The organism is Mesorhizobium sp. LCM 4576 (genome assembly GCF_001854815.1).
Lineage (GTDB): Bacteria > Pseudomonadota > Alphaproteobacteria > Rhizobiales > Rhizobiaceae > Mesorhizobium > Mesorhizobium plurifarium.
Genome location: NZ_MDDT01000008.1, coordinates 1 through 15,377, shown reverse-complemented (window position 1 = coordinate 15,377; position 15,377 = coordinate 1). Strand labels below are relative to the sequence as shown.

The following is a 15,377-nucleotide window of genomic DNA, read 5'->3' as shown; positions in this document are numbered from 1 at the left end:
ACAAGGCGAGCTGTGACCAAACTGCTACCACAACACAACAGTCCAGCTGTAGACAGGACACTGGATGCGGCGCTCTCGTCTGTGAGAGCGACGGCAAAGCATATCGACACCCGTGTCGTGCGCGGACGCCTAACTAGGGCCGTCGGTACTGTTCTCCATGCCGTGTTGCCGGATGCTCGAATTGGGGAACTTTGTCTGCTGCAGGATCCGCGCACCGGACGCTCTCTCGAAGCCGAGGTGATCGGTTTCCTTCAAGATGGCGTGCTGCTCACCCCGATCGGTGACATGGTGGGCCTGTCCAGTCGCGCAGAAGTGGTCGCTAGCGGTCGAATGCATGAAGTGCCGGTCGGCCCCGATTTGCTTGGCCGCGTGATCGACAGCTTTGGCCGTCCCCTCGACGGCAAAGGCGCTCTCAAAGCCGACCAAACGCGCCCGCTTCGGGGCAAGGCGCCCAACCCCATGACAAGGCGCATGATCGAGCGACCATTCCCACTTGGCATCCGCGCCTTGGATGGTCTCCTGACRTGCGGCGAAGGCCAGCGGATTGGGATCTATGGAGAGCCTGGTTGCGGCAAGTCAACATTACTATCGCAGATCATAAAGGGCGCGGCGGCCGATGTTAACATAATTGCCCTCATTGGCGAGCGCGGGCGCGAAGTGCGCGAATTCGTTGAGCGACACCTTGGGGAAGCGGCTCTTCGTCGTACGATCGTTGTGGTCGAAACATCCGACCGCTCGGCCATGGAGCGGGCGCAATGTGCTCACATGGCAAGCGCGCTTGCCGAACATTTTCGTGAACAAGGGCAACGCGTCGTTCTAATGATGGATTCCTTGACGCGCTTTTGCCGGGCCATGCGCGAAATCGGACTTGCTGCGGGCGAGCCGCCGACCCGGCGAGGCTTTCCGCCTTCCGTGTTTGCCATGCTGCCAGGCCTGCTGGAGCGCGCGGGCATGGGTGAGCGTGGCTCAATTACGGCCTTCTATACAGTGCTTGTCGAAGGTGACGGCATGGGGGATCCCATCGCAGAAGAATCGCGCGGCATTCTCGATGGCCATGTCGTCCTCTCACGCACCATCGCTGCGCGATCCCATTTCCCCGCGATCGATGTGCTCCAAAGTCGCAGCCGCGTAATGGATGCGGTCGTGCCTATGGCACATCGCGAGGCGGCATCTACGTTCCGTGATCTCCTCTCGCGCTACGCCGAGTCCGAGTTTTTGGTCAAGGTCGGCGAGTACAAGCAAGGCAACGATCCGCTTACCGACAGGGCTATCGATTCGATCGGCGACCTGCAGGAATTTTTGCGCCAGGGACAAGACGAGGCGAGCGACTTTGAGGAAACCGTCGCATGGATGTTGCAGCTGACCGAATGAATTGTTTCCACGCTACGAGCTTGCGGCGTTTGAAGGATATGCGAGAGCGTAGCGCCTTTCGTGAGCTGTCCAAAAAGGAAGCCAAGGCCCACTTAGCGGCCGAGGCCGCACAGCATGCTTCCCGCGAGCTTGCAATCGCACAGCAACACTGCGCAAGGGCGGAGATGGGGCTTTACCAACGGTTTGCAACGCTTGATGCCTTGTCCATCCAGGCGCTCGATCAAGGCCACCTCCACATAGAGCGGCTTGAGGCTGAGGTCGCCTTGAGGCGAAAGACGCTTGATAACGCCTGCATCGCTCAAGAACAGGCCGAGACAGCGGCGTCTGAGGCAAGGTCGCTCTGGATCAGCTGTTCGGCGGCAAGGAACAAGTGGCAACAAATCGAGGACGACGTCCGGCGCGGCGTCGATATCCGCTCTCAGACCGCAGCCGAGACGGAGGCCGACGATGAGATCCTGCTTCGGTACGCGAGTGTCTCGCTCACCGAGGTGGCGGGCAAGTCAATCTGATGACCACTAGTATTCTTGTCGTGTCGCAATGGTGCCGTCTTGTAGGGCCGAAAACACATTGAGCACGCACGATTCCCTGAAGCCAAAGCTAAGTCTGTCCCACGACGTCGTCTCGTGGCTCAACGAATGCGCACACCCCCGCACGCCTTTTCAGTGCCGGCTCGGCGACGAGCCGCTATCGGTGCGAATGGGACGGCTTGTCTGGCAGCCGGAATCGCTTCCCATCCCAATGCTCGAGTGCATTTGGCGGCTCGGAGATGAGACGATCGTCTTGTCGATCTCCCGCGCACTGATAGAGAGGCTCATCTCGACCGTGCAGAGCGGCATTGGCCTACCTTCCGAGCCAACCGGTTCACTCGTTCTCGAACTCGCACTTGAGCCGCTTATCGCTCGGCTCGAGGCTCAGACGGGGCAGGACGTGCAACTGGCTCAGCTGCGCGAAACCACCATGCCACCTCCCTATCTCGAATACGACGTCGCCTGCGGCCCGATCAACGGCAAAGCTCGTCTGTGCTTATTCTCGCCTCTCAATGGCCCGGTGCCGTTCGCGTTCCACGCCCTGGGGGATCTGATTCGACAGCTGCCGCGACAACCCTGCGAATTACCCGCTGAGCTCCCGATCCTGGTTGCAGGAAAGATCGRCTCGCTTTGCGTTCCGGCGGCGCTTATTCGCAAAACTTCTGCCGGTGATGCTTTGATACCAGACGTATTACCGTTCCACCGCGATCAGGTCATCCTCTCTGCGGGCCGGCTCTGGGCCGTGGCAGATGTTGCGGACGACAGCCTGATCCTGCGGGGGCCTTTCCGCCCGCAACCATGCCCTTTGGAGTATGCGCACATCATGACAGAACCGGAATTGCAGCAAGGGCCATCGGATGCCGAGCTCGACGATATCGAAATCACTCTGGTTTTTGAATGCGGCCGCTGGCTGATGCCGCTGGGGGAACTGAGGAATGCAGGCGAAGGACATGTCTTCGAACTCAATCGGCCGGTCGACGGTCCGATCGATATAGTTGCCAACGGCCGGCGTATCGGCCGTGGCGACATCGTGCGCATCGGCGACGAGCTTGRCATCAGGCTACGTGGCAGGTTGGCTTGCAATGAGTGAGATTCAACCAGGGATCCTGGCGCTTCTTGCGGTTACGGCTGGRCTGGGTCTGCTGCTGCTCACAGTCGTCACAACCACGGCCTTTATAAAGATATCAGTGGTTCTATTCCTCGTCCGCAATGCTCTCGGGACGCAGACGATACCCCCGAATATAGTTCTTTACGCGACGGCATTAATTCTCACCGTTTTCGTTAGCGCGCCTGTTATCGAGCAGACCTATGAGCGCGTCACGGACCCGAAGCTCCACTATCAAACCTTCGATGACTGGGTTGCCGCTGGCGAGGAGGCACGAGAGCCTTTGCGTGACTATCTCAAGAAGTTCACAAGCGAAGAGCAGCGCCGATTTTTYCTATCTTCGACCAAACAAGTCTGGCCAGAGGAAATGCGCGCCAGGGCGACACCTGATGATTTCGCCATTCTCGTACCGTCCTTTCTAATTTCAGAACTCAAGCGTGCTTTCGAAATTGGCTTTCTTCTTTATCTTCCGTTTATATGCATCGACCTCATCGTGACGACGATTTTGATGGCGATGGGCATGTCAATGGTCTCCCCAACAATGATAGCTGTCCCTTTCAAACTATTTATATTTGTTACTATCGATGGTTGGTCCCGACTAACGCAAGGGCTTGTGTTGAGTTATACAACGCCGGGAGGTTGACCATGGATGAGGCCAGCATTGTAGCCCAAATAAGCCAAACCTTAATCGTTTTCATGATTTGGGTTCTGCCGCCACTTATTGCCGCTGTGATTGTCGGCCTTGGCATCGGTATTATCCAGGCGGCAACACAGATTCAGGATGAAACCTTGCACCTGACAGTGAAACTTTTGGTCGTTGTTGCGATCCTTGCTCTGTTTGCTCCTGTGCTAACCRCTCCGCTCATCGAGCAAGCCGATTACGTGTTCTCACAGTTTCCCGCGATTATACCGAGTCACTAGCCTTCATTATGTCTKGTTCGTCACCCGCCGATGCCCAAATGATCATCCATGCGGCCATCGAACTCATCATCGCCGCCGGTCTTGCTGCGGYTCGCCCTGCCGGCATTATGCTGGTCCTGCCTGTATTTACGCGGTCTCAACTTGGCGGGCTAATCAGAACATGCCTTGCGGTCGCGTTCGGGCTACCGTGCTTGGCACCCATCAGAGACGGATTACAGCTGCTCGATGCTGATACCCGTTTCATCCAAGTGACACTGCTCGGTTTGAAGGAGATCTTTGTCGGCCTGCTACTTGGGATTCCACTCGGAATCCCGATATGGAGCCTCCAGGCGGYCGGTGAGCTTGTCGACACCCAGCGCGGCATCACCAGCCAAGTCGGTCCGGTAGACCCTGCGACGAACACTCAGGCATCCGCGATGGGACTTTTTCTCGGAATCACAGCAATCACGATCTTCGTCGCATCGGACGGCCTGCAGATCATGATCAGCGCCCTTTATGGCAGCTACTCAATCTGGCCCGTATATCAATTTCATCCCGCCCTGACCTCACAAGGGGCAATGGAATTAATCGCACTTCTCGACCGGATTATGGTGACGAGTTTACTAGCCGCCGGGCCTGTCGTGGCCTTTCTGTTACTAGTTGACATTTCGGTAATGATCCTTGCCCGCTTTGCCCCGCAACTCAAATCGAACCGTCTTTCCCCGACGATCAAAAATATCGGCTTTCCGATCATCATGGTCACCTACACTGYGTATCTCATCGACGCCATGGCGTCAGATATCGCACAGGCTAACCGCGGGCTCGAGGCGTTCGAAAAGATGCTGAAATGAGCACGAGCGAAGAGAAGAAACACCCGGGCACTCACAAGAAGCTAAGCGAAGCTCGCAAGAAGGGGCAGATTRCACGCAACACCGATTTCGTCCGCGCCGTCGGCACCTGCGCCGGTCTCGGCTATCTATGGTTAAGAGCTAGCGCGATCGAAGACAAATGCATCGAAGCGGTTTTGTTGACCGACAAGCTRCAGAATCTGCCTTTCAATATTGCTGTCGGGCAAGCGCTAATTCTCTTGACCGAACTCACCGTGACGACCGTCGGCCCGCTGCTTGGAACTGTAGCCGCCGCGGCGGTCTCKGCCGCATTCATCTCTAACGGTGGACTACTCTTCTCGTTTGAGCCGATGGCGCCAAAGCTTGAAAAAATAAATCCTTTTCAAGGGTTTAAGCGCATCGTGACGATGYGCTCCTTAACCGACCTTGGCAAGGCGCTGGTGAAGCTATTAGTCCTCGGCGCTATCTTTCTTTTTGCCATTCTGGGCATGTGGAAAACGATGATCTATCTGCCGGTCTGCGGCATTTCGTGYCTCGGCTTCGTCTTTACGGAGGTGAAACTGCTGGTCGGGATTGGTGCTGGTGCACTTCTGGTCGGCGGCTTGATCGATCTCCTGCTCCAGCGCTGGTTGTTTTTGYGCGACATGCGCATGACTGAGACCGAGGTCAAGCGCGAAAGGAAGGAACAAGAAGGTACGCCAGAGTTGAAGCGTGAACAACGTCGCCTACGTCAAGAGATGGCTGGCGAACCTCCGCTTGGCGTGAAGTCCGCCACATTGATCTTGAGAGGGCGGGCGATATTGGTCGGTCTGCGTTACGTGAGGGGCGAGACTGGGGTGCCGGTCTTGGTTTGCCGCGGCGAGGGCGAGGCTGTTTCACCTATCTTCGAAGCGGCGCAAGCTCTACGTCTAAGTATTGTCGACGATGATGGCCTGGCGCGTCAGCTCATCCAGACGACAAAGCTAGGAAAACCTGTTCCAATGCAGTATTTTGAGCCCGTCGCGAGAGCACTCCATGCCGCCGGCTTAGTCTAGATGCGTAGACAAAATCGGTTTCTCCGTGATTGCRCAGCCTACTTTGCCGCTATGGACCATGGGCAAACCGGAATCGTCTGTGTGTCGGGCCGGCCTCACATTTTTAGAGAATTATCGCAATGTTCGCGACATCGGGACTCCCGTTTCTGCTCAACGCGCTCGGTCCGCCGTCACAAGTCATCTTGYCCCGCCTAGTCGGTGACAGTGAAACTCCTGCTGAGCCGCTAGCGATGTGCACATGGGCAATGCGCACGACGAACGTTCACCGACCGACTGCCGACGGTAGCTGATCCATACGCGCGTCGGACGAGAAGGGGCGGGGAGATTGTCGGCCTGCTCGGCCACAGCGCCGGCTGATTGTAGCGAGCCGCAAGCGGGCGTAGACTGTATTGATGCCTGGTGCTGGAAAGGCGCATCCGTCTCCTGCTAAGAACTCGACGTTCTGAACGCCCAACTCTCGAACGGCACCTGGTTCCATTGACCGATGTCCGGTCCAGAACTGCGCAACTTTTAACTGTGCCGCTGAAGGGCGCCGCACCGCGCTGCCTTCGCCACATCTACAGTTCTGTACGTTCAAACTATCCGAAAAACCCTTATACCGACCAGGGTGTCGACGCGGGGGGGGCGCATGCTGACCTACGCCATCACCGTCCTTACCCATGGCACGACACAAGTTTAGGCTTCCCTGCCCTCGCCGCATAGGTGGGCGTGCAACGCGCTCAGGCAAGCATCCGCACTCTTAAGATCTCGCTGGTGCTGCGGGGCAATCGTGAGATCGGCAAGTTGATAGACAGGATTACGCACGCGCATCAGATCTGTGACGGACTGGTCTTGATCGTCGGTTTTAGTCTTGAGACGCTCGTGCCTCTGATTGCGCCTGATCACGTTCTCGTGGGTATTGAGCCAGATTGAGACCGCCTTCGCACTGACAAGATGCCGAATTTCCTCGAACATGAACGTTTCATCGCCGGTTGCGAGCACCTTCGGCCCTTGTTCGAGCGACTTCTTTATCTCTTTCATCTCAAGATCTCTGAAATGCACCTCCCCATCCTCAGCGAAGATCTTAGCTATGGACTTGCCAGTCTTAGCCTCGATCTCCTTATCCGCATCGACGAATTTCAGCCCCAGTCGTCTGGCGAGCACCCGGCCAAAACTGGATTTCCCAGCGCCCTTCATGCCGACAAGCACGATCGGTCGCGAGCCCAGAGCGCCAAGAATTTCTTGTCCGATCGCGGACCGCGCCGTCGTGTGCTTAGGCGGCTCCACTTTCAATCGACGAATTAGACTGGCACCGACTGAACTATCCGCGTYGGGTTCCCAGTGCGGGATCCCTATGGCTCCGTCAGGGATGACAACCTTGTTGCAAGCGTTTCGCACACGCTCCAAGAGTGGCTCGGCTATCGAGGGATCCAGGGACTCTCGGCTGCCTCGCTGGAGCTCCTGCAGTTTCTGCAGCTCCTTGTACGTGTCATGATTGTCGATCTTGGCCTTGTAGCTGTCGGCCGTGTGGAACTCTACTTCAAAGCGGTAGCCCTCAGGCGTGGCGAGAACAGTCTTGATGCCGACAAAGGTTGGAGATCGCGTCTTGAACCAGTTGATTGTGCTGACCTCCGAATAGCCTCGCTCTTCGAAGGCTAGAATGGCCTTCTTGAAGGCGGGCGTAAATTCCTTGTCGGGGAGTTCGTAAAGATGACGTACAGCGTTGCCGATCAGCTGGGCGCCGGCTTCGACGGGGACCTGCACGCCGAAGAGCTGGTCTGTCATGGAGGCGTCCGACCTCAGCCTGTGCTCAAGATGAGGCATATTCACTTGGATGCCGGCTTTCCTGAGACTCGCGGCAACTCCGAGCGCCGCTGCAGTGATGTTCTCTTCCACCTCTTTGGCACGCGACGACTCGATTTTGGCGCGCTCCAACGCCTCCTCGCGGTTCAGCGTTATGGTCATGTCGCTATCTCCGACGGCGAGCCGGAGGTTGGAGGGCCTGGACAGAAGGCCTTGCTCCGCAGCGAACTTAATCGAGGATTCCATGATGGAAGCCGCCAGAGTGGGGTTGTCCTTCAGCTCCTTCAAGGCTGCATCGGAATCAAAGCTTCCGTGGTGGAGAGCCGCCGCCGTGCTCTTTACATATGGTACGGTGGCTAGGCCCGGGATCTGTTGCAGCAGGCGCTGAAGGTACCCGCTCTTGAACATAAATGTGTGGGCGCCAGTGTCGGATTTATAGGCGTCAGTTCCGACTTTGATACCCAGGCTGAGGAGATTGTTTGTACTTTGCACGAGATCGTGTGGGTTATAACCATCGGGTCGCGGATCGATGCGTGCAGGGTAACGGTCCACCAGAAGCTGGACGCGCTCGCGTGGCTGGGTCGTTACCGAGTAGCTCTCCGCCAGTTCCGGAAATAGCGCGGAAAGCGGTTGGCTTACTGCGACAGGAGCCTCGCTCATGCTCGTGTCCGTTTCGGGCAGGGCTTGCTCCTCCAGCCTCCCGGACCAAGCCTCGAGCTCGGCGAGGAGCAATTCGGCCATCTCGCGCGCGACCGGATGGTTGGCAAGTACGATCTCACGCCGCGCTATCTCGCGCGCGTCCAGAAAGCTCAGAGCGCTGACCCGCTCCTGCTCCAGCAGGCTTCGAATATTTCGCTTGAGCTGTGGGTGAATGCCTTCGTACGTTCCGAAGATGGCACGCTCGGCAAACCACTGTCGCGCTTCGTGGGATTGAGCCAGAAAGCCTCGCTGCAAGCCGGTGTAGATTTCCAGAACGTTCCGCGTGGCAGCGAGGATCTGGCTGGCGCGACCGAACTTGTAGTGACCGTTGTCAATCGCCGGAGTATGGGACTTTGGCGGCTTGAGCGAGCCAAGCCCGCGCGCCTGCTCCTCTTTATCGAATTGCCTCACATGCTCGTAAAGCAGCGGCCGATCGCCGATAATGATGACGCTATCCCCGTCGAAATCGCCGTCAAGCTTTTTCTGTTCGCTGGGCGGCACGGCAACCACCGAGCCCGGGGCAAACACCTCCGTCGCCTGGAGGATGCCGACGCAGTCGACCGGCGTGTCCACCTTCGCGCGGTCCTTGCCCGTGGTCCAATTCGAATGGCACTTGACGTCCTCGGAAGACATCACAAGCCCTCGGTCGGAATAGTCGGCGGGCCACATCTCATCCGGCACCACGATCAGAACGCCTTTCGCAAACAAAGTTGGATCGTCGGCCGCTAGTTCCTCGCCAGACTTATGCGCGACATTGAAGCTGTATTGGATGGCCGTGCAGTTATCGAGAAACACGGCGGTCGGATCTCCATCGACCGCCGACTTGACTTGCTCAGCGGCGAACGGCCTCAGGTTCGGCTTGTCATAAGGGGATCGCCCGATTAGCGTGCCGCCACTGCTCAAGGTCTGGCTCTTGAGCGTTGGCACATGCAGGCAGCTGTCGGCGGACGGGACGGCGATTGCGCCCGGACCATTGATGTTTGCCGCCGTAACCGTGCGAAATAGCTCTTCGGACGTCAACTGTGGCCTTTCCTTGCTACGTAGCCAGGTCAGAGCCTTTTGGCGCGCCTCATCCGCCACTTGCTCGCTGCGCGGATAATGTTGCAGCGCCGAGACCGGGAGGGACGTGTTCTTTGCCTCACCATAGGCAAGCACCCGGTCCGGACCGTCTTCCTGCTCGCCGCCACGACGAACGGCCGGCATGAGATTCGCCAGCGAGGCCTTTATGAAACCGCAGCCGTCATGCGGTCGCAACGCGATTGGCCCTTCCGGCCCCGTCAGCCTGAAGGGGTGCGCCTCGCCCGTGGGACGGTCCGGCAGCAGCACCAATTTGAAGGCGCCTTCCAACGCGTAGTCGTGAGGAGATAGATCTTTGATCGCCGGAGGCGCCGCAAAGCCCCTGCGCTGAGTGTAATAATAGGCCTCCTTGAAAGGTGCCCAGGCGCGCGAGAGCTGCTCGAAGGCAGTGCCGGGTGCGGTTTCGGCATAAGGGATTGCCAGCAACTTTCCCCCGGAAGGCTTTGTTGGCTCGCCTGGGGCACGCGCGGCAACCTGAGACACGTTCAATCGCGGCGGCTTCAATTTGCTACCGCCGAACAGGTCCATGCGGTATGGCACGCCATCGACGGTGAGCGTCCGCGCCAGCATGAATGCACTCGGGGTCGCTGGCAGTTGCACGGCGACCACGGGCAGTCTTCCCGAGGTCAGGYGATGGAAAATCGAATAGCGTGTTTCGGGCTCGCCGGGCAACGGYCGCCCCTGCATGTCCACCACAGGCAACCGCATCAGTCCTGCATCGCCCTGCGGCGGCCTGGGCTCGTGATCCATGCTCTGCAGCACCTGAAGCACGTCGAACACTGAGGCCGGATGCTGCGCCTGGATCGCCGCCGCATCCTGTTCTATGAACAGGTCTAACGCATCCACCGGACTGTCGGCCTCGATCTGCGCGATCAAGTTCCAGCTCATGTTGGAAAGGTCGCCTTCAATGAGACCGCGCGTCCTGTGCAGGATATCCTTGGTCTTGCCCTCCAGCTCTTGTTGCCGCACCCGCAAGTCGGCCCGCTTACCCTCGACATACGGCGACCTGAATAGTCTCTCCAGCACCGCACGCGCCTTGAGCGTCTGGTAGATCGATAGTGCGGGGGAGCGGCTCGCAAGCGGGCCGCGCGTCCGCTCGGCATCGCTTGCGTTCAGATGCGCTTCAATCTTCTGCTCAAGAACCGGTTGAAGGTCGTTCAGCAACGTCAGAGCCTGCCTGYGGTGCCAGCGCAGCGGCTTCTGTGGGCTGCGCGCCAATGGCAGCAGAGCCGCACACATGTTACCCATCGTTTCCAGATCGACCTGCGTCGCAAAATCAGGGGCTTGACGCAATTCCGAGAGCCGATTCAACCCTGCCGATGCCAGCAAACCGAGATCGTCGACCAGTCGAGCCTTACCCAGTCCCTTGAAAATGATCGTGATGTCTAAAGGGCCGGCCTGCGCCAGCCGCTCATTATCATAGTTCAGATAGTGAGCGAGTTTGTGCAACCGATCCTTCGGCAGAACGGCGTCTGTTATCTCGCCACTGTCCTCTGCCCTCACGATCATTCGCGACAGAGCATTGACGATCAGGCTAAGCTGAGGTGTGGTGAATACACCAAATCGCTGTCCCCGAGCACCTAAGCTGCGCGCGATGTCAATTGTGGACTGCCTGCACGTCTCCTCTTCCGGCCACTTGCTAAACCCGTTCATCAAGATGGCCATTAACCGCGGAGCGAAATCAGCGAACTGGCGCTGACGTGCTTCACTGGCGATCGCGACTGTGGCTCTGYGGCCGTCCYCCCCGTCTGGCCACTTGCTGAAACCGTTCACCAGGTTCGACAGTCCCTCCGGGGCAAAATGGGAGAGGTCGGCGCGGYGGAGAACCTCAGCGGCAATCGCAAACGTGGCTTCGCGAGGTTCCGGCGACTCCGGCCACTTGCTAAAACCGTTCACCAGATTCGCCAAATGTTGTGAGGTAAATTGAGAGAACCGGGCGGGGCGGCGGAGAACCTCGCCCGCGATGGCGAACGTGGCATCGCGAGGGTACGACGATTCCGGCCATTTGCTGAAACCGTTCACCAGATTCGCAAGTTCCTGCGAAGTAAAATCAGAGAGGCGGACGGCGCGGTGAACGATCGTGTGGGCAATGGCGACTGTGGCTCGCTCAGAACCGGCCTGGTCTGGCCATTTACTGAAACCGTTCACTAGATTCGCCAACTCCTGCGAACTGAAATCGGAGAGCCGAACGGCGCGGCCATGAACTTCTGATGCTATTGCGAGCATCGCGTCGCGACAGTTCGTCTCTTCCGGCCACTTGCTAAAACCGTTCACCAGATTGGCTAAATGTTGCGAAGTAAATTGAGAGTGCCGGGTGCCTCGGCGAAGAACCTCGTTGGCGATCGCGACCGTGGCTTGATAAGATGACGYCCGTTCGGGCCATTTGCTGAAACCGTTCACTAGGTTCGCCAGTCCTTGGGCAACAAAATCAGAGAGCTGACGGCCTTGAACCTCCTCTGCGATAGCGGCCRCCGCGTCGCGRCAGGTAGGGGCTTCCGGCCATTTGCTGAAACCGTTCACCAGATTGGCCAAATGCTGGTGAGCGAAATCGCCGAGCAAGGCGCCGCGGCGCAGAATCTCATGCGCGGTTGCAATCGTGGCTTGGCGGCAGTCCTCCGCATGCGGCCATTTGCTGAAACCATTCACTAGATTCGCTAGTTCGTGCGGAGCAAAGTCAAAGAGCTGGCCGGGATGGACCTCCCGTGYGATTGAGAACGTCATCTCGCGACAATTCGGTCCATTCGGCCACTTGCTAAAACCGTTCACCAAGTTCGCCAACTGCTGGTGAGTAAAATCAGAGAGCCGGTCGGCTCGGCAAAAAAGTGCGTTGGCGATTGCGTCTGCGGCTTGCTGAGAATCCGCCTCTTCGGGCCATTTGCTGAAGCCGTTCACCAAGTTCACGATGTCCTGGCGATTAAATTCAGAGAGCTCGAGCTGGCGCGTGCCTCGGCGACGCAGTTCAGAGGCTATGGCGATTGTGGCTTGGCGAGCCGACGCGTCTTGCGGCCACTTGCTTAAACCGTTCACCACTGTCGCCAACGCTTGCGGTGCAAAGTCATAGAACTGGTCGGCGCGGCGAAAGACCTCACCGGCGATTGCAATGGCGGCGGCGCGGCAGCCCTCCCCGTCCGGCCACTTGCTGAAGCCGTTCACCAAGTTCGCCAAGTTCTGGTGAGTAAAGTCAGAAAGCCGATCGCGGCGGAGGACCTCGCTGGAGATTGCGCCGGTGGCTTGGCGAGACCATTCTTCTTCGGGCCACTTGCTGAAGCCATTCACCAGGTTCGCCAGGTCCTGGGGGGGAATATCCGAGAGTTCGGCGCGGCGCAGAACCTCACTGGCGATCGCGGCAACGACTTGTTGAGATGCCACCTGCTCCGGCCACTTGCTCAAGCCGTTCACCAGGTTCGTCAGGTTCTTGTAATCAAAGTCCGAGAGCCCAGCGTCGCCCCGTGCCCGGCGAAGGACCTCGCTGGCGATCCCGACTGAGACTTGCTGAGATGCCGCCTCTGCTGRCCACTTGCTGAAGCCGTTCACCAAAGTCGCCAGTGCCTGCTGAGTAAGACTAGGGAGCTGGTCGACGCGGCTAAAAATCTCGCCGGCGATTGCGATCCCTGCWTCGCGACAATCCGCCATGTCCGGCCACTTGCTGAAACCGTWAACGAGGTTTGTTAGGTTCTGGTGAGTAAAATCAGAAAGTTGAWCGCGGCGGCCAATGACCTCACTGGCGATCGCGACTGTGGCTTGGTGGCAGCCCGCATTGGTGGGGCATTTGCTCAGCCCGTTTACCAGGTTCGCCAGCTCCTGCGCAGTAAAATCAGCGAGCCCTTCATTAAGGGCGCAGCTGGAAAGTTGTGTGGCGATGGCGACTATGGCTTGGCGGGACGATACGTCTTCGGGCCACTTGCTGAAGCCGTTCACCAAGTTTGCCAAATCCTGATGGTTGAAATCGGAGAGCCGGGAACGGCGGTCACGACGCAGAACTTCCACGGCGATCGCGCTCGTGGCTTGGCGAGACGACACGTCTTGTGGCCACTTGCTGAAGCCGTTTACCAAGTTTGCTAGCTCCTGCTGATTGAAATCGGAGAGTCGGGAATGCTGGTCACGGCGCAGGATCTCCCCGGCAATCGCGACTGTGGCTCCCCGAAATGAGTCCTGCGCCGGCCATTTGGAGAAGCCGTTCACAAGATTTGCCAGCTCTTGGTGAGTAAATTCAGAGAGCCTGGAGTGCCGGCTGCGACGCAGGACCTCGCCAGCGATCATGTCGGTGGCTTGACAAATGACCTCCTCTTCCGGGCACTTGCCGAAGCCGTTTACAAGGTTCGCAAGGTCCTGGTGATTGAAAGCGGAGAGCCCGGGGTCGCTGCGAGTGCGGCGAAGGACCTCCCCGRCGAGCGCAATCATAGCGTCGCGGCAATCGCCTGCTTGCGGCCACTTGCCGAAGCCATTTGCAAGGTTCGCCAAGTTTTGCTGCGCAAAATCAGACAGCCGGAAACGTCGCTCGGTGCGACGGCCGACCTCACGGGCAACGGCTTCCGCGCCCCCACGAGTTTCCGGCCGCTGCGGCCACTTGCTAAAACCGTTCACCAGCAACGACAGACTTTGACTATTCAGCCCCCCAAGTGCCCTGTCTTCATCGCGGCAAAATTGGGCTATTCTGATAGTTGCATTGCGGCACGTTCTCGACTGCGGATGCCGACCAAACGACGCCGCGAAGAGCGAAAGAGCTTTGGGCTCCACTTCGCACATCAACCTATCATTAAGCTGCGACACCCGAGCTGCAATCGCCTTGCAGGCGTCGACGCCTTCCTCACCTCCGGCCTCGCGACTTACTGCGTTGCATGCTGTGGCATAGCCCCATGATTTCCCGCGGCGTATATCTTCCTCGAAACGTGTGACAAATTGACTTCTGAACTGGGCGGCGGCCTTTTGCACGAAGTCTGCATGGATTCCGTCATCCGCTCCCTGCAGCCGCCTGTCATACTCCACTACTGCACACGAGAATCCAACGATGTCCCGGGCGAAGTAAATTGCGTCTAGACCTTCGTTAGATTCTTGTTCTGAGAGTGCACTGCTCTGGGCGGCGACACCACTCATGCGCCGCCTTTTTGATGAGCGATCCAGGCCTGTTGCGGATTGCCTGTGCGAGGCACTTGGCCGCAATCTGCTGGACTGACCGGTACCGTGGCCCTCCGTACCGGAACGCGATGAACGTTCCTCCCAATTTGTCGCGCTGCGATCCGGCAGATAGCGAGCATCAGGCTGAACGTCACGCGCATCTACCGAAGGGTCATGTGAGGGGCGGTGTCGGGCATCGCTGGTCGAAGGCGGCCTTTGAGCGGAGGAGGTTCCTGAATCTCGACTGTCAGAGTGCAGACCCTGCATGACCGAACTGAACGCCGTGGCATCGTTTCCAGCGCCAATATCGGACCCAGCATGGGACCAGCGGGGGCCTGATCCGCCTGGCGCATTCGCACGTCGGTTAACTCCTGTCATAAGCCGTCTCCCTTGCAACCGATGATGCGCCGATTACMCAGTGCGGCCGCGACCTGAGCGAGCGAAGCTCCTTCGGCAGCGCCGACGAGACGTAATTCGCCACAACCAGCGTGCGGATCGTCGTTTTTGAACAATCGCGCGCTCTGGCATGGAATACTCCCTGCGACTGACGAAACCCTGACGTGCGCTAGCCGAAATTGAGGTGGATCATGACGATGCCTGACATGTGCAATGTATTGAAGGACGGCCATGAAGGCATCGGCATTGGCGGCGCAAACGAATTTCAGATAGTGAACGATGGCTTGTCGGCCCTTCATACGCTCCTTCGCGGTCGTCTTGAGAGCCCGCCTTATGCAGGGTTGTTATGATGCCGAGGGGCTGGGCGCAGGGAGCACCACCTCGCCGCGATAGCAAAGCTGCGACCTAGCCCGTCTTATGCACGACGATAGGGTCGACGATACGGTTGATGTCGTTCACGGCCATCAGCAGCTGTCGCTCTTCAACGCCCACTACTACAGGCGTTGCTTTCTGCGTACCCATC

Annotated in this window: 9 protein-coding genes and 1 pseudogene; 9 read left to right on the top strand and 1 reads right to left on the bottom strand. The window is 58.3% G+C overall.

Going from position 1 to position 15,377, the window contains the following annotated elements; all coding sequences use genetic code 11:
- Positions 1-12: 12 nt before the first annotated feature.
- The 8 genes and pseudogenes from sctN to LCM4576_RS37685 all read left to right on the top strand — a co-directional run.
- Positions 13-1,371, top strand: a complete 1,359-nt coding sequence (sctN, locus tag LCM4576_RS03670) for a type III secretion system ATPase SctN (RefSeq protein WP_040971391.1) — start codon at positions 13-15, stop codon at positions 1,369-1,371.
- Positions 1,347-1,880 carry a hypothetical protein gene (locus tag LCM4576_RS03665; RefSeq protein ID WP_040971368.1) on the top strand — a complete coding sequence of 178 codons (534 nt, stop codon included), beginning with the start codon at positions 1,347-1,349 and terminating at the stop codon, positions 1,878-1,880. Before sctN ends, LCM4576_RS03665 begins: the two co-directional genes overlap by 25 nt.
- Before the next feature lie 58 nt (positions 1,881-1,938).
- Entirely contained in the window at positions 1,939-2,988 is a 1,050-nt protein-coding gene (gene sctQ, locus LCM4576_RS03660; protein WP_244510611.1) for a type III secretion system cytoplasmic ring protein SctQ, read from the top strand.
- The gene (gene sctR, locus LCM4576_RS03655; protein WP_071030595.1) at positions 2,981-3,646 is read left to right on the top strand and encodes a type III secretion system export apparatus subunit SctR; all 666 of its coding nucleotides are present in this window, start codon (positions 2,981-2,983) and stop codon (positions 3,644-3,646) included. Before sctQ ends, sctR begins: the two co-directional genes overlap by 8 nt.
- A gap of 2 nt (positions 3,647-3,648) precedes the next feature.
- Positions 3,649-3,924: an EscS/YscS/HrcS family type III secretion system export apparatus protein gene (locus LCM4576_RS03650; protein ID WP_071030594.1), complete on the top strand. Its 276-nt coding sequence runs from the start codon at positions 3,649-3,651 to the stop codon at positions 3,922-3,924.
- An 8-nt stretch (positions 3,925-3,932) separates the two neighbouring features.
- The gene (gene sctT, locus LCM4576_RS03645; RefSeq protein ID WP_071030593.1) at positions 3,933-4,754 is read left to right on the top strand and encodes a type III secretion system export apparatus subunit SctT; all 822 of its coding nucleotides are present in this window, start codon (positions 3,933-3,935) and stop codon (positions 4,752-4,754) included.
- Entirely contained in the window at positions 4,751-5,785 is a 1,035-nt protein-coding gene (locus tag LCM4576_RS03640; protein WP_071030592.1) for an EscU/YscU/HrcU family type III secretion system export apparatus switch protein, read from the top strand. Before sctT ends, LCM4576_RS03640 begins: the two co-directional genes overlap by 4 nt.
- A 198-nt stretch (positions 5,786-5,983) precedes the next feature.
- Positions 5,984-6,139, top strand: a pseudogene (locus LCM4576_RS37685) (ISL3 family transposase); the annotation flags it as partial.
- A gap of 321 nt (positions 6,140-6,460) precedes the next feature.
- On the opposite strand, the gene xopAD reads toward LCM4576_RS37685, so the two are convergent.
- Entirely contained in the window at positions 6,461-14,437 is a 7,977-nt protein-coding gene (gene xopAD / locus LCM4576_RS03635) for a XopAD/skwp family type III secretion system effector (RefSeq protein ID WP_071030591.1), read from the bottom strand.
- A 608-nt stretch (positions 14,438-15,045) separates the two neighbouring features.
- Here xopAD and LCM4576_RS36460 point away from each other — a divergent pair.
- Positions 15,046-15,204, top strand: coding sequence for a hypothetical protein (locus LCM4576_RS36460; RefSeq protein WP_157901193.1), 159 nt, complete (start codon positions 15,046-15,048; stop codon positions 15,202-15,204).
- Positions 15,205-15,377: the final 173 nt, after the last annotated feature.